Origin of the sequence: Methylobacterium sp. E-046, from assembly GCF_022829625.1 — a bacterium.
GTDB lineage: Bacteria > Pseudomonadota > Alphaproteobacteria > Rhizobiales > Beijerinckiaceae > Methylobacterium > Methylobacterium longum.
Genome location: NZ_JAKSYP010000022.1, coordinates 1 through 17,043 on the forward strand (window position 1 = coordinate 1; position 17,043 = coordinate 17,043).

Sequence of the window (17,043 nt, forward strand, 5' to 3'; positions counted from 1 at the left end):
GCCGCGCAGGGCCTCCACCACCGCCGGCGTCACGTCGATGATCTCGTAGCGGGCCAGCAGGCCCCCGTCGGCGGTCGCGACCTCCGCGCCCGCCTGGATCGCGCTCGCCGTCGGACCCGCCGCCGGCAGGTACGTGCAGCCGCCGACGGAACCGGCCGCGAGAGCGGCGATCAGGGCGGCGCGCGACGTCTTACGCAGCATCACAGAGACTTCTCCTTGCCAGCGCCATGCCATCGCTGGCCCGGACCGGGACACTCGGTTTGACCGCTAAACGCTGCGATCGCTTTAACGGCCGCGCCGGACATGCGGCCATGACGCGCGCGGCCACGCTATCGGCCGGTAATGCGTCACCAGCGTGGCACGGCCACGCTTCCAGCGCTCAAGCTTGACCATATCACGTCCCGGCGGCGATGTCCGTAGGCGCGGTCGCGAGGGCTCCGCGCACGGCCAAACCCAGCGCGTCGGCGGCGAGGTCGACGCGCTGGGGCGGGACCTCCGTATGCCCGAAGCGGAACAGGGCGTAGTCGGTGGCGCGCTCCCCGAAGCCCGGCTTGCAGCTCGGGAGGGAGGGCGCGTGGTCGCCGAACACGCAGAGCGTGACGGTCTCGCCCCGCGCGCGCGCCAGGGCCTCCAGCTCCGCGGCCACGTTCTGAACCATCCGCCCGGTATGGGCGACGTGGTGGAGATACTGCGCCTCCGGATCGTCGATGCCGGGCAGCCGCCCGGGTTTCCAGGGGCCGTGGTTCTCCATGGTCACGCAGAATACGAGGAGCGGCCGGCGCCGGGCTCGCACCTCCGCGAGGAGCCGCTCGCCCAGGGCGACGTCCCCGACATACGGACCGACCCGCGGCGCGTCCGCGAAGGATTCCCCCATCACCAAGTCGGTGAAGCCGAAGGCTTCCATCACCTGAGCACGGCGGAAGAAATCCCGGTGGAACGGGTGCAGGAACAGGGTCTCGTAGCCGCGTGCGCGGGCGAGGCGGGCGAGGCTCGTCGGCTCGTCGCCGCTGCGGGCGGTGTACGGATCGTATCGTCCGAAGCCGAGGACGTCGGGGGGGCGGCCGGTGAGCACCGCGTGCTCGCTGCGCATCGTGTAGGCGCCGTGTGCCGGGACCCGCAGGCGGCCGTACTGGGCGGCCTGGGTCCTAAACAGCTCCATCGCGGGGAGCGGCGGCCCGCCCAGGCGCTCCGGGTCGATGAAGGACTCAAGCTGAATCACAACCACCACGTCGTCGCCCCGGCAGAGCGGCAGCACGGGTACCGCGGGCACCGGTTCGCTGCCCGCCATCGCCCGGGCGGTGTAGCCCAGCAGGCTCGCCGGCAGGCCGACCCGGGCCACGTCCCCCTCGAGGTCGGGCTGCGGGAACCAGCGGGCGATCAGGCGGACGAGCGGCGGACGTGGCGCGGCCCAGACCAGCAGCGCGAGTCCGAGCGGCAGGCCGATGACGGCCGCGAGGCCCGGAAGCGTCGCGGCGGGCAGCACGCTCGGTTCGGTCCGGTACCAGAGGATCGTCGCGGCGAGCGTCAGGATCGTGGGAACCGAGATCCGCGGATCCCACAGCGGCGGGATGTAGTAGAGCTGCGGATGCCGCGGCACCTGCGGCAAGAGGGCGAAATCGCTGAACAGCAGCGGCTCGCCGATCACCGAGCGCTTGGCGCGGCTGACGATGATGAGGATCGCCACCGTGGTCACGCAGGTCAGTCCGGCGAGCCAGGGACGCCACGAGAATTCGAACCAGAACAGCAGGATCAGCATGTAGCCGAGCAGCCGCAGAGCGAGATCCCGCGGTGCGAGGCGCGCCCTGGTAACGGAATCGCCCGCGAGGACCTCCAAGGCGAGGCAGAGGCCCAGCGCGATCACGGTGGCGGTGAGGAACGTCGTCAAGGCTCAAACACTCGGCATGGGACGGGCCTGCGCGCCGCCGCAATCCGGACCGGCGCGAAACAGCGCGCGGGAGCAAGGGCTTGCGGGCTGTTCCTGATCCGGCATGATCGGGATCGGCGCCCGGGCATGCGGCTGACGGAGGACTCTAGCAGCGCGGGCTATCGCTTTGGTGTCACATCAGGGTCGCGCGGGATCGGATTCGGCGTCGCATCGACGTTCTGCCCTGCGCCCGCGTCGCGGCCGATCCCCCGGCGGCTGCGCAGCGCCCGCACGACCGGATTGAGGAGCCCGTAGCGGGCGCGCATCGCCAGGTGGGCGATCGGATTGATGGAGAGCGCGCTCCGCGGGGCCGCCTCCCGGGCCGCGGTCAGGCGGTCGAGGAGCTGCTCCGGGCTGCAGGGCTTCATCGCCACGGGGTCGAGGTAGCGCGCGTAGAGGATCATGGCGCCGGCCACCAGTTCGTCAATGCTCAGCCTGCGGCCGCGGTCGGCTCCCGGCGCGAGATCCTCCGACAGGCCCCAGCCCGAGTAGAACGGCCGGCCATGTGTCGCCACGGTGAGGCCGCGGATCAGCGCCTCGAACCCTGCGAGCGACGTCATGGTCTCGACATGGTGCACCCGGTCGAGGAGGTCGACGATGCTGATGCCCGCCACGATCCGGTCGGCCAGCGTCAGGGCCTCGGCCTCCGGGATGATGCCGGGACGGAACCCCGCCTCCACGTCGGGATGGGGCTTGTAGAGCAGGACAGCGTCCGGGTTGCGCCGCCGCGCGGCCTCCAGGAGGGCCCGGTTCGAGCGGACCAGCGGGGAGCCGTGCCGCACCGAGGCGTCGTCCTCCACCTGGCCGGGGACCAGCACGATCCGGCGGCCCGCGGGCCAGTCCAGTGCGGCCGCGTCGAGGCCGACATTGTACTTGCTGAGGCGGCGCGCGACGACCTCCTCGCGCAGGCGCCGGGCCCGGGCGACGAGGTCGCGGGTGAAATCCGCCTCGGCGAGCAGCCGCTGCAGGCGGCTCTCCCGCCGCGGATCGTAGTAGATGCCGAGATCGTCCACCACGATCGAGGCGCCCGGCTGGAGGCTCGCGCCCAGACCCACCGAGCGCAGGAACCCGTCCTCCACCCGGGCGAGCGGCAGCCCGGCTTGCGCGCAGGCGTCCTCCAGCTGGCCCGGCGCCCGGGTCGCCCAGGCGAGGACGCGGCCGTGGTGGCGGCGCCCCGCGGCGACCGCGGCCTCGGCGGTCATGGTGTGAATCGGCGGCCCCGCCGGGCCGGCCCCGAGAACGTCGAGCGCCGGCCGCTTCCAACGGGACATCCCGACATAGATCACACGCCGGTCGTTCTCGGCGAAGCGGGCGCCGAGCCACGCGACGCGCTCCGCGCAGGCCGCGCGGTCGATCGGTGCCCGCGTCCAGGGATCGAGGTAGTGGACGCCGCCCTCCCCGCCGAGCGGCGCCCCGTCGAGGCTCAGCCGCAGGGACGCGAAACCGGTCTCCGGATTGTCGTAGGGGCTGAGCAGCGGCCCCGGTGCCACCGTGAGGCATCGCCGGCCGGCGAGCGCCAGGAGCCGCCCGGGCACGCCCCCCGTTCCCCAGATCGCGGCGGTCGCCCCGGGCCGCATCCGCCCGAAGGCGAAGCCGGTCGCGGCCTCGATCTCCGACCGGAGGCGGTGGATCGTTCGGCCGGTCGCGAACAGCGACGGGGTCGGATCAGGGGACATGGCGGGCAGGTCCGGCTCCGGTTCGGATGCGTGCTCGGCCCGCCTGTAGCGCATTTCCGGACGCGTGGGATGACTGGGTAACGCGGGGATAATCGGGGCCGGCGTCACGGGCGCCACGGACTGGAAAGGTTTTGGACATATCGTCGCCGTGATTGACCGCTCAATCCAGGCCGGAGCCGCAAAAGCGCGACCGTTGCAGACGGGTCACGCCGCCGCGGAAACCCGCGCTGCGGCGTGGGCTCGGATTGCGGCGCCGCCAGGCACCGTGCCACCTCAAGGAAATGCCGGTCTCATTTCGACCGGGTGCAGGTCAAGGACAGAAGCGCAGCGGAATGCAACAGCCCGCCCTCGACGTCCTCCGCGATCGCCCGGCGACCTTCCTGTTCCTGCAGGGCATCGCCACCCCGTTCTTCTCCGATCTCGGGACGGCTCTGCGCGCGCGGGGCCATCAGGTCCGCCGCATCAACCTGTGCCCCGGCGACTGGCTGTTCTGGAACGGCGACGCGGACAACTACCGCGGTCGCCGCGAGGCCTGGGGCGAGTACCTCGAGACCTACCTCACCCGCGAGGGCGTCACCGACATCGTGCTGTTCGGCGATTGCCGGCCGTTCCACAAGGCCGCTCGGATGATTGCCGAGTATCGCGGCCTGCGGGTGCACGTGTTCGAGGAGGGCTATATCCGTCCGAACTGGATCACCTGCGAACTGGGCGGCGTGAACGGCTTCTCGTCCCTGCCGCGCACGGCCGCCGAGATTCGCGCCCTGGCGCGGCGTCTGCCGCAACCCGGCCGGGCGATGCCCTCCACCGGCGACATGGCCCGCCGCAGCGTGTGGGACGTCGGCTACAATCTCGCCAACGTCCTGTTCCCGTATCTGTTTCCGCATTTCCGCAGCCACCGGCCGACCCACATCGCGGCTGAGTATGCCGGCTGGATCAAGAAGTTCACCCGCCGCGCCCATACCCGTCGCGAGGCGGCGCGCTGCGACGAGATCTACCGCGCCGTGGGCTGCGACTACTTCCTGCTGCCGCTCCAGCTCGACAGCGACTACCAGATCCGAGTCCATTCGCCGTTCCTCGGCGTCGAGGGCTTCATGGACCGGGTGATCAAGTCCTTCGCGGACGCCTCCTCGGCGCCGACGCGCCTGCTGGTGAAGCTGCACCCGCTCGACAGCGGCCTGATCAACTGGCGCAAATTCGCCCGCGCCTCGGCCCGGCGCCACGGCGTCAGCGACCGCCTCGACTTCATCGACGGCGGCGACCTGCCGGCCCTGATCAAGGGCGCCCGCGGCGTCGTCATCGTCAACTCGACGGTGGGGATGCTGTCGCTGGAGATGGGCCGTCCCACCCACGCGGTCGGAACGGCGATCTACAACATGGCCGGGCTGACCCATCAGGGCGACCTCGACGGCTTCTGGAAGACACCGACGCCGCCCGAGATGGACCTGATGGCCGATTTCCGCCGCGTGGTGCTGCACCGGACCCAGGTGAACGGCGGCTTCTTCTCCAAGGAGGCCATCGACCGGGCCGTGGCCGGGTCGGTGCCGCGGATGGAATCCGCCCTGCCCGACTCGATGCTCTCGGCGGCACGGGCGATTCGCGAGGCGGCCGAGCGGGACGGCGAACTCGCGCCGGTCTACTGAGGCGCCGTCTCACGGCGGTACCATTCTGGGCCCCGGACGCGGCTTTCGCCGCCGGTGAGCCCTCCCCGACCTTGATCTTCCCATGCCGGGGGGCGTAGCACCCGTTGCATGCCTCGCATTCTGATCACCGGCGCGTCGAGCGGCATCGGCGCGGCGCTCGCGCGCCACTACGCGCAGGCCGACACGAGCCTCATCCTCGTCGGCCGGAATCCCGAGCGCCTCGAAGCGGTGGCCCGGGACTGCCGGGCCAAGGGCGCCGCCGTCGAGGTGGCACGCCTCGACACCCGCGACCGGGATGCCACCGTGGCGCTGGTCCGCGGCTCCGACGCTGCCGCACCCATCGATCTCGTCGTCGCCAACGCGGCGGTGAACGGCGGCAACCAGGAAGGGCAGGTCGAGGCCGAGGACGTCGCCTTCGAGACCGCCGACATCAACTACACCGGCTCGCTCAACGTCATGCTGCCCGTCCTGACGCTGATGCTCCAGCGCGGCCGCGGCCAGATCGTGCTCGTGTCGTCGCTGGCCGCCTATGCCCCCCTCCAGGATGCGCCGGCCTATAGCGGCGCCAAGGCCGCCCTCGTCGCCCACGGCCTCGCCCTGCGCCAGAAGGTCGGGCCGCGCGGCGTGAAGGTGAACGTCGTGACTCCGGGCTACGTGAAGACCCCGATGGGCGGCGAGCTGAAGGGCTGGCGCCCGCTGGAGATCAGCGCCGAGGAAGCGGCCGTGCGCATCGCCAAGGGTATCGCGGCCAACCGCGACGTGATCGCGTTCCCCTACATCCTGACGGCGCTGGCCCGCACCGTGCTGCTCCTGCCGGAGAGCGTCCGCAAGGCCGGCCTCTACGCGTTCCGCTTCCAGCGGCGGACGCGGCGCTGATGGCGCGCCCCCGGATCGCGCTGTTCGTCCTGGAGGCCCTGCCGAACGCCCGCGTGGTGCGCCGCCTCGTCGCCGATCACCGGGCCGATATCGTGCTGGTCGGACTGTCGAACGCCGAGCGACCGTCGAGCGGCGGCCTGACCGGGCAGGTTCGGCGGCACCTTGCGCGCTCCGGTCCCGGCATCCTGCCCTACCTGGCGGTGAATTTCGGCCTGCCGGACCTGCTGCGCCCGCTCGCGCCGCTGACGCAGGCGGCCGCCGGCAGCACCGAGGTGCCGGAGGCCACCCCCCTGAAGACCCTGTGCCGCCGCCTCGGGATCCCGACCCTGACGGTGGACGACGTCAACGGTCCGGAAGTCGCCGAGCGCCTGCGCGCGACGGCGCCGGACCTGATCCTGACCTACCATTTCGACCAGATCCTCAAGGCCGAGACCATCGGGCTGGCGCGGCTCGGCGGGATCAACGGCCATCCCGGCCTGTTGCCGCGCCACCGCGGCCCGGTGCCGACGATCCACGCCCTGGCCGAGGGGCCGGGCAGCTTCGGCATGACCCTTCACAAACTGACCGCCACGATCGACACGGGGGCGATCCTGGCCCAGGAGGCCGTCCCGCTGCCCGCCGGCACCACCGCCACCCGGGCCGCCGTGGCGCTGCACGCGCACGGGCGCGGGATGCTGGATCGCCTGCTCGACGATATCGTCCGGTCCGGCACCCTGCCCGAGGGACGCTCCGAGGCGGTGCTGCCCTACTGCCCCTTCCCCGACCGGGCGATGCTGGCCGGCCTGCGCCGCCGCGGCTTGCGGCTGACCGACGGCCGGGATCTCCGGGAGGCGCTGAGCCTGTCCGGACGGGCGGCTTAACCCGGGATTAAGCCTGTCGGGTAAGAACCTGTTCAGATCTTCCCGCCGATCAGGCCCCGCACATGCCGGACACCAGCGCCCTCCACGCGGCCTCCGACGTCCTGGCCGCGGGCCGGCAGGTGCAGAGCGGGCGCATCCGCACGATCTCCGAGAACCTCGCCAACGTCGACTCGGCCGCGACGACGGCGGGCGGGGCGCCCTATGCCCGCAAGATCGCGGTGTTCGCGCCCGTGGTGCCCGACGACTCCCGCGACCCCGTGGGCCGGATCGTCCGCGACACGAGCGATTTCCGCAGGCGCTACGAACCCGGCCACGTCGCCGCCGATGCGCGGGGCTACGTGCGGCTGCCCAACGTGAACGCGACGATGGAATCCGCGGACCTGCAGCGGGTGATCCGGAGCTACGAGCTGAGCCTCAACGCGTCGACCGCGCTCAGCACCCTGACGCAGGCCACGATCAACCTGATCGGTTGAGCCGGGCGCGGCGCCGGCCATAGCCGGCGTAGAGGGCGAGGCCGATCGCGAGCCAGAGCGCGAGGCGGATCCAGGTGTCGGCCGGGAGCGAGGCCATCAACGTCGCGCAGGACAGGATCCCGAGGCTGGCCGTGAGCGTCGCCGCCGGGACGCGGAATGGCCGCGCCCGGTCCGGATCCGTCCGGCGCAGGATCAGCACCGTCGCGCAGACGAGGCTGAAGGCGAGCAGCGTGCCGATGCTGACGATTTCGCCGAGGATTCCGATGGGCACGAGCCCGGCCACCGCCGCCGTGAACAGCCCGATCACCACCTGGCTCGCCACGGGGACCCGCGACACCGGGTCGACCCGGCAGAAGACGTCCGGGAGGAGCCCGTCGCGGGCGATGGCGAAGAAGATCCGGCCCTGCCCGTAGAGTGCGGTCAGCGCCGAAGTCGTCAGGCCGATGAGCGCGCCCGCCTTGATCACCGTCGCGAAGCCCGGCAGGCCGATGGTGTCCACCGCCCGGGCCACCGGATCGGCGACGTCAAGGTCGCGGTAGGGGACGAGGCCGGTGAGCACGGCTGCCATCGCCACGTACAGGACCGTGGTGATCAGCAGCGAGCCGATGAGCCCCACCGGCGCGTCGCGCTGCGGCGCCCGGCACTCGCCCGCCGCGGTCGCCACGGTCTCGAAGCCCACGAAGGCGAAGAACACCACCGCGGCTCCGCGGAACACGCCGCTCCATCCGTAGGCGCCGAAGGATCCGGCGTTCTCCGGCACGAAGGGGCGCCAGAGTTCGGGCCGGAAATGCGCTGCGCCGACGCCCACGAAGGCCAGGATGATGGCGACCTTGCAGGCCACGAGGAGCCCGTTGATCAGGGCGGCCTCGCGGGTGGTGCGCGTCAGCAGGAGGGTCAGGGCCAGGATGATTCCGGCGGCCGGCAGGTTCACGAGGCCGCCGTCTCCGGGGGCGCCCGCGAGCTGCGGCGGCAGGTGCAGGCCGAATTCGGCGGCCAGCGACTGCGCGTAGCCGGACCAGCCGACCGCCACGGTCGCGGCCGCCATCGCGAATTCCAGCACGAGATCCCAGCCGATGATCCAGGCGGGAAGCCGGCCCAGGCTGGCGCGGGTGTAGGTGTAAGTGGACCCCGCCTCCGGGATCATGGCGGCCAGTTCGGCGTAGCACAGGCCGACGAGACCGCAGGCGATCCCGCCGATCACGAAGGAGAGGCTGAGCGCAGGGCCGGCATATTGCGCCGCCGCCGTGCCGGTGAGCACGAAGATGCCCGCGCCGATCGTGGCCCCGAGTCCGATGGCGACGAGGCCGGGGGCCGTGAGGTTTCGGGCGAGGCCGCGGTGCGGCGCGAGCGCGTCGCCGGCCGCCGTCGTCGCCGCGGGTTCCGCCATCGCCTCCGTTCTCCTTCGCGCGATCCGGCGCGTGCCCGGCGGTGCAGGTTCCGCGCCGGAAGTCCGGCGTCGGCAGACGATCCGCAGGCACTATGCGGCCGGCTGCGGCGCGGAGCAGCGGCACGGACTGGATCATCTCCGCCGGCCGGCGTCGAGTCGGGCTTCCGCCCACCGCCTCGCCCGGGGCTGGCATCTGCCGGGGTTTCGTGTATGGATCGCGCAGCCTCGACCCGGGTTACCGGGCGGGGCTTGAACCGCTTGGCGCTGTGACCGTGCTGGACGACATCCCGGCACCGGCCGAACGCCGAGCCCGCGCGCGCCTGGATTAGGGCGCCGCATCCGACCAGCACAACCCGAAAGGCATGCGATGTCGATCACGGCAGAGCGCAAGACCGCGCTCATCAAGGAACACCGCAAGGACGCCAAGGACACGGGATCCCCCGAGGTCCAGGTGGCAATCCTGACCGAGCGGATCACCAACCTCACCGGCCACTTCAAGACCCACGCCAAGGACAACCACTCCCGGCGCGGCCTCCTGAAACTGGTCTCGCAGCGCCGCTCGCTGCTCGACTACGTCAAGCGCAAGGATGAGGCCCGCTACCGCGCCCTCATCGAGCGTCTCGGCATCCGCCGCTAAGGCGCATTTCGCGCGGTTCCGGGCCCGGCCCGGGGCCGCGTTTCACGATTGCGGGCTGCCGGAATGGGTCCGGCCCCCCGACAAACGGGCCGCTTCGAGGCGTCGGCATCGGGGCAGGATCGCGAGACACTCCGCCAGCGGAGTGTCTCGCCGTCTTGCCCCCGGCCGGCGCCGGGCTTGGGCCCGCCGCAGGCAAGGAAGAGATTGAGAATGTTCGACGTTCAACGCGAAGAGCTGATGTGGGGCGACCGCAAGCTCGTCCTCGAGACCGGCAAGGTCGCCCGGCAGGCCGACGGCGCCGTGGTCGCCACCTACGGCGAGACCTCGGTGCTCGCCACCGTGGTCGCCACGAAGGAGCCGAAGCCCGGCATCGACTTCATGCCGCTCACCGTGAACTACCAGGAACGCGCCTACGCGGCCGGCCGCATCCCCGGCGGCTACTTCAAGCGCGAGGGCCGTCCCTCCGAGAAGGAGACCCTGGTCTCCCGCCTGATCGACCGCCCGATCCGCCCGCTCTTCGTCGGGGGCTGGCGCAACGACACCCAGGTCGTCGTCACGGTCCTGACCCACGACCTTGAGAACGATCCCGACATCGTCGCGATGGTCGCCGCTTCCGCCGCCCTCACCCTGTCGGGCGTGCCGTTCATGGGCCCGATCGGCGGCGCCCGGGTCGGCTACATCAACGGCGGCTACCGGCTGAACCCGCTGGTCACCGAGACCAAGGAAGAGTCGAGCCTCGACCTCGTCGTCGCCGGCACGCAGGACGCCGTCCTGATGGTCGAGTCGGAGGCCAAGGAGCTCTCCGAGGACGTGATGCTCGGCGCCGTTATGTTCGGCCACAAGCACTTCCAGCCGGTGATCGAGGCGATCATCCGTCTCGCCGAGAAGGCCGCCAAGGAGCCGCGCGACTTCAAGGCCCCCGAGAACGCCGACGTCGAGAAGGCCGTGCTGGAGGTCTGCGAGGCCGAGCTGCGCGCCGCCTACACCAAGACCGTCAAGCAGGAGCGCTACGCCGCCGTCGACGCCGTGAAGGCGAAGGTGATGGCCGCCCTCTGCCCCGAGGGCGCCGAGAAGCATCCGGCCGAGAAGGTCAAGGCCGCCTTCAAGGAAGCCCAGTCGAAGGTCGTGCGCTGGAACGTGCTCGACACCGGCGCGCGCATCGACGGCCGCGACCTGAAGACGGTCCGCCCGATCGTCTCCGAGGTCGGCGTTCTGCCGCGGGCCCACGGCTCGTCGCTGTTCACCCGCGGCGAGACCCAGGCCCTGGTGGTCGCCACCCTCGGCACCGGCGAGGACGAGCAGTTCATCGACTCGCTCGACGGCACCTACAAGGAGCGCTTCCTGCTCCACTACAACTTCCCTCCCTATTCCGTCGGCGAGACCGGCCGGATGGGCTCCCCGGGCCGTCGCGAGATCGGCCACGGCAAGCTGGCCTGGCGGGCGATCCGTCCGGTCCTGCCGCCGGCCCACGAGTTCCCCTACACGATCCGCGTCGTGTCGGAGATCACCGAGTCGAACGGCTCGTCCTCGATGGCCTCGGTCTGCGGCGGCTCGCTGTCGCTGATGGATGCCGGCGTGCCGCTGCGCCGCCCGGTGGCGGGCATCGCCATGGGCCTCATCCTCGAGGGTGAGCGCTTCGCGGTCCTGTCCGACATCCTGGGCGACGAGGATCACCTCGGCGACATGGACTTCAAGGTGGCCGGCACGGACGAGGGCGTGACCTCGCTCCAGATGGACATCAAGATCGCCGGCATCACCGAGGAGATCATGCGGGTCGCCCTCGACCAGGCGAAGGACGGGCGCGCCCACATCCTCGCCGAGATGGCCAAGGCCCTCACCGCTGCCCGTCCGGAGCTCGGCGAGTACGCGCCGCGCATCGAGACGATGCAGATCCCGACCGACAAGATCCGCGACGTGATCGGCACCGGCGGCAAGGTGATCCGCGAGATCGTCGAGAAGACCGGCGCCAAGATCAACATCGAGGATACCGGCATCGTCAAGATCGCCTCGGCCGACGGCAAGGCGATCAAGGCGGCCTACAACTGGATCCGCTCGATCGTGGCGGAGCCGGAAGTCGGCGTGATCTACGACGGCACGATCGTGAAGTGCATGGAGTTCGGCGCTTTCGTGAACTTCTTCGGGGCCAAGGACGGTCTCGTGCACATCTCGGAACTCGCCGCCCAGCGGGTCGCCAAGGTGCAGGACGTCGTCAAGGAAGGCGACAAGGTCAAGGTGAAGTTCCTCGGCCAGGACGACCGCGGCAAGATCCGCCTGTCCATGAAGGTGGTCGATCAGGAGACCGGCGAGGACATCACCGAGAAGGTGAAGTCCCAGCGCGACGCCGACCGGTCCGAGCGGGGCGACGAGCCCCGCGAGCCCCGCGAGGGTGGTCGCCATCGCGGCGAGCGCCGCCGCGAAGCCGGCGAGTAAACCGCGAACGGCCCGCGCCGGCTCCGGCCGGCGCGGGATCTCTCGAGCGGGCGCGGTCCTCAGGGGCCGCGCCTTTTTTGTTGGGTCGGCCGGGGCGGCCGGCCGGGAACGGGGCGTCGGATGCCGCGTTCCTCCGCGACTTCCAACCGGAGACCCTCATGGCCAACGATATGATGCACGACATCTTCAGCGGGCAGCCGAACCTGTCGACGACGGAGCGCGCCGTCTCGGTGGCGCTCGGCCTCGGCATCGCCGCCGCGGCGGCGCAGCCCCGCCCCAACAAGCTCCTGAGCCTGCTGGCGCTCGTCGTCGGCGTCGGCCTCGCGGTGCGCGGTGCCACCGGCCACTGCGCCGTGAAGGCCGCCTCCGAGCACCTCTGAGCTCCCGGGCTCACGCCCATGAAAAAAGGGGCGCCCCGCGGGGCGCCCCTTGTCGTTCCGGGTCCTCTTGGTCCGGTCAGTAGGTGGTGGTGCGGCGGCCGGCGATCAGGCCGTAGATGAACAGCACCACCACGGCACCCACGATGGCGCCGATGAAGCCCGCCCCCTGGTTGGGCCCGTACCAGCCGATCGCCTGGCCCAGGAAGGTCGCCACGAAGGCGCCGATGATGCCGAGGATCGTGGTCAGGATGAAGCCGGCGGGCTCGTTCGGGCCCGGCATGAGGAACTTGGCGATGACGCCGGCGAGGAACCCGATGATGATGGTCCAGAGGATACCCATGACAAACCCCTAAGCATGACTGGTCTATGGCGGCAGAACGCTTCGCAACCCGCGACGGTTGCCCGCACCCCTCGTGCCGACGACGATTTTCCTCACCTTCGTACGGCGGTTGCACGCGCGGCTCTTTACGGCCGGGCCGGTGCGGCGGCAGATACGCCGATTCCCCAGGGCGGTGGAGACAGGCATGGACATTCAGCGGATCGAGCCGGGCAAGCGGATGTCGCAGGCCGTGACCTTCGGCAATATGGTCTATCTCGCCGGGCAGGTCGCCTCCGACACGGTCGGCACCGGGGTGACGATCCAGACCCAGCTGATCCTGGCGGAGATCGACCGCCTGCTGGCGGCGGCCGGCAGCGACAAGGAACGCATCCTCTCGGCCACCGTGTACCTCGCCGACATCGCGACCTTCGCGGAGATGAACGCGGCCTGGGACGCCTGGGTCTCCCCGGAGAACCCCCCGGCCCGCGCCACCGTCGAAGCCAAGCTCGCCGCGCCCGAGTACCTCGTCGAGATCGTGGTCGTGGCCGCGAGGAGCCGGTGAACGGCCCTCGGCGCATCATCCTGGCGGCCGCCCTTCTGGCCGCCTCTCTGGTCGCCCTTCCCCTCGCGCAGCCGGCTCCGGCCGCCGAGGAGCGGGTCGTCAACATCTACAATTGGTCGGATTACATCGATCCGAAGATGCTCGACGCCTTCACCCGCGAGACCGGGATCAAGGTCGTCTACGACACCTACGACAACAACGAGATCCTGGAGACCAAGCTGCTGGCCGGGCGCTCCGGCTACGACATCGTCGTGCCGTCCGGGCCCTACCTGCAGCGGCTGATCCGGGCCGGGGCGTTCCTGCCCCTCGACAAGTCCCGGCTGAAGAACATCGGCAACCTCTGGCCCGACGTCACCAGTCGGCTGGCCATCTACGATCCCGGCAACACTTACGCCGTCGACTACATGTGGGGCACCACCGGAATCGGCTACAACGTCGCCGCCGTCCGCGAGCGGCTCGGTGCCAACGCCGCGATGAACACCTGGAACGTCCTGCTGAATCCCGCCTCGGCCAACAGACTGAAGGATTGCGGGATCATGATGCTCGACAGTCCCGAGGACCTGATCCCCAGCATGCTCCCGGCCTTCGGGGCCAAGGCCGATTCCAAGCGCTGGGATGACATGACCCTGGTGACGGACGCCCTCTACAAGGTCCGCGGCTCCGTGCGGAAGTTCCACTCGTCGGAGTACATCCAGGCGTTGGCCAACGGCGATATCTGCGTCGCGGTGGGCTATTCGGGCGACGTGATGCAGGCCAAGCGCCGCGCCGAGGAGGCCAAGAACGGGATCGAGATCGCCTACGTGGTGCCCAAGGAAGGCGCACTGATGTGGTTCGACACCTTCGCAATCCCGAAGGATGCCGCGCATCCCGCCGAGGCTCTCGCCTTCATCGACTACATGATGCGGCCCGAAGTGGCAGCGGCCAACACCAACTTCGTTTCCTACGCCAGCGGAAATCTCGCGGCGAAGAAGTTCGTGAAGCCCGAGATCCTGAGCAATCCAGGGATCTACCCGGACGAGGCGACGATGCAGCGCCTGTCCATCAACACGGCCTGGGACGACCGCACCCAGCGCTTCGTGACGCGGCTGTGGACCCGGGTCCGCACCGGCCGCTGAGGTGGGACCCGGCGCCAGGCGCCGGGTCTGATGATCGCGGGAACTAGTGCTTCAGATCGTCCGGGACCTTGCCACCGTTCTCGGCGAGCTTCTGCATCACCTGCTTGTGCAGCCAGATGTTCATGCTGGCGGAATCTTCCTTGTCGCCGGTGTAGTGCAGCTCGTCGGCGAGCTGCTTGCGCGAGGCGAGGCCGGAATCGAGGCCGAGCAGCTTCATCAGGTCCACGATCGAGTGACGCCAGTCGAGCGTCTGCGGGTTCTTCTCGGCGAGGCCGGTGAGAACGGCCGCGACATCGACCGGCTCGCCGCTGCCCGAGCTGCCGGGGGTCGAGGGGGTGCTCGACGTGGCCGGACCGCCGGAACCGGCCGTTGGCGCGGGTGCGGCGTCCGCGGTTCCACCGCCGAACGGGTGGAGGATCTTGCCGACGATGCTGCCGAGGAGGCTCATGGCTCCGCTCCGATGTTCGAGGCCCAGCATCCGTGCCGGGCGGGCTGACAACAGGCTATGAAGCCCAGCGTTCCGCTTGGCGGCCACCGGGATGCCGGAAACGGCTGCGCGCCGTCGAATCGCCGCTCCCGCGCAGGCCGCGACGGCGGGCGTGGAATGAACGCAGGCGTGGGACAGCGCTCGCGACGGCCTGCTAAGCTCCGCGGCTACCGGCGGAGGGAAGTCGATTCGGCGTCGGACGCCGACGGCCGCGCAGTCGGCATACCGGCCACCAGCCTGGTCCGGTGCCGTCAGCCGCCTGGAAAACCGAGGATCGCGCGTTGAGATCAGGTGTCAGTCTGTCCGAGCGATCCTTCACCTTCGTCCTCTGGCTGGTGGCCCTCGCCTTCGCGGGGTTCCTGATCGGTCTCGGCTCCCTGGTCGTCGGCGACCTCCCGGAGGTGGAGCATCGCTACACCCTGGAGCAGTTCCTCGATCCCGGTAAATCCGAGGCCACCACGACGGCCCTGAAGCAGGTCCGCCGGGCGCGTAACGACACGCAGGCGCAGACGGATCAGGTGCAGCTCGCCCTCGACGCGGCGCGCGCGGCCTCCGCGGCCGCCCGCGAGACCTTCGCCAACTGGTTGAAGACCCGCGACTCAACCCAGCGCGTCGACCAGGATCCCGACCTCATCGCGCGCACGCGGCAGCTCGACGCCCTGAAGGCCGCCGAACGGAGCGTCGAGGAGAAGCTCGAAGGCTTGGCCCAGGCGGATCTCGGCCTCGCGCAGACCGAAGCGGCCCTGATGGCCGACGACAGCGCGCAGCGTGGCGAGGCCCAGGAGAGTCTCCAGGCGTCCCAACGCACGCAGGAGCTGCGCGTCTTCGGCTACCGGCTCGCCGTGACCCTACCACTTCTGGTTTTGGCCGGGTGGCTGTTGCTGAAGCGGCGCAAGACGCGCAACTGGCCGTTCGTCTGGGGTTTCGCGCTGGCGGCCGCCTTCGCGTTCTTCGTCGAACTGGTGCCGTATCTGCCGAGCTACGGCGGCTACGTTCATTACGGGGTCGGCGTGGTGGTCACGCTCGTGGCGGGGCGCGCAGCGATCAACGCCCTCTACGCCTACCGGGAGCGTCAACGGATGGCCGAGGCGCGGCCCGACGTGGAACGCCGCACCGAGATCGCCACCGATCAGGCGCTGCTGCGCCTCGCTAAAAAGGTCTGCCCGGGCTGCGAGCGGCCCGTCGATATGGCCAGCCCGGATGCCAATTTCTGTCCGCATTGCGGGATCGGCCTGTTCGAGCGATGCCCGACCTGCGCGCATCGCAAGAGCACCTTCGAGCGGTTCTGCTCCGCCTGCGGCAGCCGCGCCCGCGAGGCCGCCGCGATCCAGGCCTGACCGGCGCCTGGGCAGCCCGGAGCCGCTGCCGATGGAGCAGTCTTGGCCCGCACGCGCTCGTTTCGCCAGGGGGCCGAAACGGGAGAGAACGTCTGCGGCAGTCCGCTAGACGCGGACGCCGTGCAGCGCCGCCCCGAGCAGGCAGAGCCCGAGCATCAGGCAGATCCCGCTCCAGCGTTCCAGAACGGCCGCGCGCGCCGGATAGCGCAGTGAAAGGCCCGCCAGACAAACGCCGCAGAATAGACACCCCATGCTCATCACGGTGACCAGTATGCTCCCCTGATTGCGGACTCGGTACCCTTAGGCATAATCAGACTCCAAGGAATGTTGAATAAAAAAATACAAATCGGGGCGATAAAAATCAATTACCGGCACTCAGACAGAGCCCGATAAGGCAAAGCAGACATTATTAAATCTGAAGTTGTGGAGGTGCGACGATCATGGGATCGTGGTTGGTCGGCAAAAAACTGCCGCTACGCCGCAAACATCAGGATGCGCGACAAAAGTGAATCCGTCGTTCTCCGCAAATGCGGCGCACGGACCCGCGCCCGCATCGCGTCAGGAACGGCGACGAGCGCGTTTTCGATCCCTGGCAATCGGGCGGATCAGGCCGAGGCCATGAGGTCGGCGATGATGGCGTTCCGCTCCGATGCCAGAGGGCCGAACGCTTCCGGGCGACCGGCGCGCGCGTACCAGTAGCGCGCGTTGCCGGTATCGCCTTCGAGCCGGTGGAGATGGGCGTGCACCCAGGCCGCCTCCGGACCGGACGCGTCCTGGACGATGGCGTGCGCTCGCGCCCAGGCGTCCGTGCCGGGTCCCCCCGGATCGCCGGCGAGCCACCACAGGGCCGCGAGCGGCGCCGGCCACGCTGCCGGAGGCGCCTCGTTCTCCAGGGCCAACGCGAAGTCTGCGGGCAGGCTCTCGGTCATCAGGATGGTCC

16 protein-coding genes and 1 pseudogene are annotated in these 17,043 nt (G+C 70.2%); 10 read left to right on the forward strand and 7 right to left on the reverse strand.

Annotated elements, in window-relative coordinates; all coding sequences use genetic code 11:
* The 3 genes and pseudogenes from MKK82_RS00840 to MKK82_RS00850 form a co-directional block, all read right to left on the reverse strand.
* A pseudogene (locus MKK82_RS00840) lies at nt 1-201 on the reverse strand (sugar transporter); the annotation flags it as partial.
* A 193-nt stretch (nt 202-394) separates the two neighbouring features.
* The gene (locus tag MKK82_RS00845; RefSeq protein ID WP_238292016.1) at nt 395-1,885 is read right to left on the reverse strand and encodes an LTA synthase family protein; all 1,491 of its coding nucleotides are present in this window, start codon (nt 1,883-1,885) and stop codon (nt 395-397) included.
* A 158-nt stretch (nt 1,886-2,043) separates the two neighbouring features.
* On the reverse strand, nt 2,044-3,600 hold the full coding sequence (locus MKK82_RS00850; RefSeq protein ID WP_238292013.1) for a capsular biosynthesis protein: 1,557 nt from the start codon (nt 3,598-3,600) through the stop codon (nt 2,044-2,046).
* 332 nt (nt 3,601-3,932) lie between these two features.
* Here MKK82_RS00850 and MKK82_RS00855 point away from each other — a divergent pair, with 332 nt between their 5' ends.
* From MKK82_RS00855 to MKK82_RS00870, 4 genes are all read left to right on the forward strand, one after another.
* Nucleotides 3,933-5,240: a capsule biosynthesis protein gene (locus MKK82_RS00855; RefSeq protein ID WP_243984302.1), complete on the forward strand. Its 1,308-nt coding sequence runs from the start codon at nt 3,933-3,935 to the stop codon at nt 5,238-5,240.
* Nucleotides 5,241-5,348: 108 nt separating this feature from the next.
* Nucleotides 5,349-6,116, forward strand: a complete 768-nt coding sequence (locus tag MKK82_RS00860; RefSeq protein ID WP_238292010.1) for an SDR family NAD(P)-dependent oxidoreductase — start codon at nt 5,349-5,351, stop codon at nt 6,114-6,116.
* Nucleotides 6,116-6,976, forward strand: coding sequence for a formyltransferase family protein (locus MKK82_RS00865; RefSeq protein ID WP_238292007.1), 861 nt, complete (start codon nt 6,116-6,118; stop codon nt 6,974-6,976). Before MKK82_RS00860 ends, MKK82_RS00865 begins: the two co-directional genes overlap by 1 nt.
* Before the next feature lie 62 nt (nt 6,977-7,038).
* Nucleotides 7,039-7,449, forward strand: coding sequence for a flagellar biosynthesis protein FlgC (locus tag MKK82_RS00870; RefSeq protein ID WP_238292006.1), 411 nt, complete (start codon nt 7,039-7,041; stop codon nt 7,447-7,449).
* On the opposite strand, the gene MKK82_RS00875 is transcribed toward MKK82_RS00870, so the two are convergent.
* Nucleotides 7,433-8,836 carry an amino acid permease gene (locus MKK82_RS00875; RefSeq protein ID WP_243984304.1) on the reverse strand — a complete coding sequence of 468 codons (1,404 nt, stop codon included), beginning with the start codon at nt 8,834-8,836 and terminating at the stop codon, nt 7,433-7,435. The genes MKK82_RS00870 and MKK82_RS00875 overlap by 17 nt on opposite strands.
* A gap of 367 nt (nt 8,837-9,203) precedes the next feature.
* Between MKK82_RS00875 and rpsO the strand changes: the two genes are divergently transcribed.
* The 3 genes from rpsO to MKK82_RS00890 all read left to right on the forward strand — a co-directional run bounded on the left by rpsO (nt 9,204) and on the right by MKK82_RS00890 (nt 12,283).
* A complete protein-coding gene (gene rpsO, locus MKK82_RS00880; protein ID WP_010685305.1) occupies nt 9,204-9,473 on the forward strand; it encodes a 30S ribosomal protein S15 in 270 nt (89 codons plus the stop codon).
* Nucleotides 9,474-9,683: 210 nt separating this feature from the next.
* Nucleotides 9,684-11,903, forward strand: coding sequence for a polyribonucleotide nucleotidyltransferase (gene pnp / locus MKK82_RS00885; protein ID WP_238292001.1), 2,220 nt, complete (start codon nt 9,684-9,686; stop codon nt 11,901-11,903).
* A gap of 158 nt (nt 11,904-12,061) precedes the next feature.
* A complete protein-coding gene (locus MKK82_RS00890; protein ID WP_020093742.1) occupies nt 12,062-12,283 on the forward strand; it encodes a YgaP-like transmembrane domain in 222 nt (73 codons plus the stop codon).
* Nucleotides 12,284-12,359: 76 nt separating this feature from the next.
* Here MKK82_RS00890 and MKK82_RS00895 read toward each other — a convergent pair whose 3' ends face one another.
* A complete protein-coding gene (locus MKK82_RS00895; RefSeq protein WP_238291999.1) occupies nt 12,360-12,623 on the reverse strand; it encodes a GlsB/YeaQ/YmgE family stress response membrane protein in 264 nt (87 codons plus the stop codon).
* 184 nt (nt 12,624-12,807) lie between these two features.
* Between MKK82_RS00895 and MKK82_RS00900 the strand changes: the two genes are divergently transcribed.
* Nucleotides 12,808-13,164 (forward strand): RidA family protein, encoded by a 357-nt coding sequence (locus MKK82_RS00900; RefSeq protein WP_238291997.1) that lies wholly within the window; start codon nt 12,808-12,810, stop codon nt 13,162-13,164.
* The gene (locus MKK82_RS00905) at nt 13,161-14,279 is read left to right on the forward strand and encodes a polyamine ABC transporter substrate-binding protein (RefSeq protein ID WP_409566767.1); all 1,119 of its coding nucleotides are present in this window, start codon (nt 13,161-13,163) and stop codon (nt 14,277-14,279) included. Before MKK82_RS00900 ends, MKK82_RS00905 begins: the two co-directional genes overlap by 4 nt.
* Before the next feature lie 43 nt (nt 14,280-14,322).
* Here MKK82_RS00905 and MKK82_RS00910 read toward each other — a convergent pair whose 3' ends face one another.
* Nucleotides 14,323-14,727, reverse strand: coding sequence for a DUF3597 domain-containing protein (locus MKK82_RS00910; protein WP_238291995.1), 405 nt, complete (start codon nt 14,725-14,727; stop codon nt 14,323-14,325).
* A gap of 320 nt (nt 14,728-15,047) precedes the next feature.
* On the opposite strand from MKK82_RS00910, the gene MKK82_RS00915 reads away from it, so the two are divergent.
* Nucleotides 15,048-16,103 (forward strand): zinc ribbon domain-containing protein, encoded by a 1,056-nt coding sequence (locus MKK82_RS00915; RefSeq protein WP_238291993.1) that lies wholly within the window; start codon nt 15,048-15,050, stop codon nt 16,101-16,103.
* 605 nt (nt 16,104-16,708) lie between these two features.
* Here MKK82_RS00915 and MKK82_RS00920 read toward each other — a convergent pair.
* Entirely contained in the window at nt 16,709-17,032 is a 324-nt protein-coding gene (locus tag MKK82_RS00920) for a hypothetical protein (protein ID WP_243984306.1), read from the reverse strand.
* Nucleotides 17,033-17,043 lie beyond the last annotated feature (11 nt).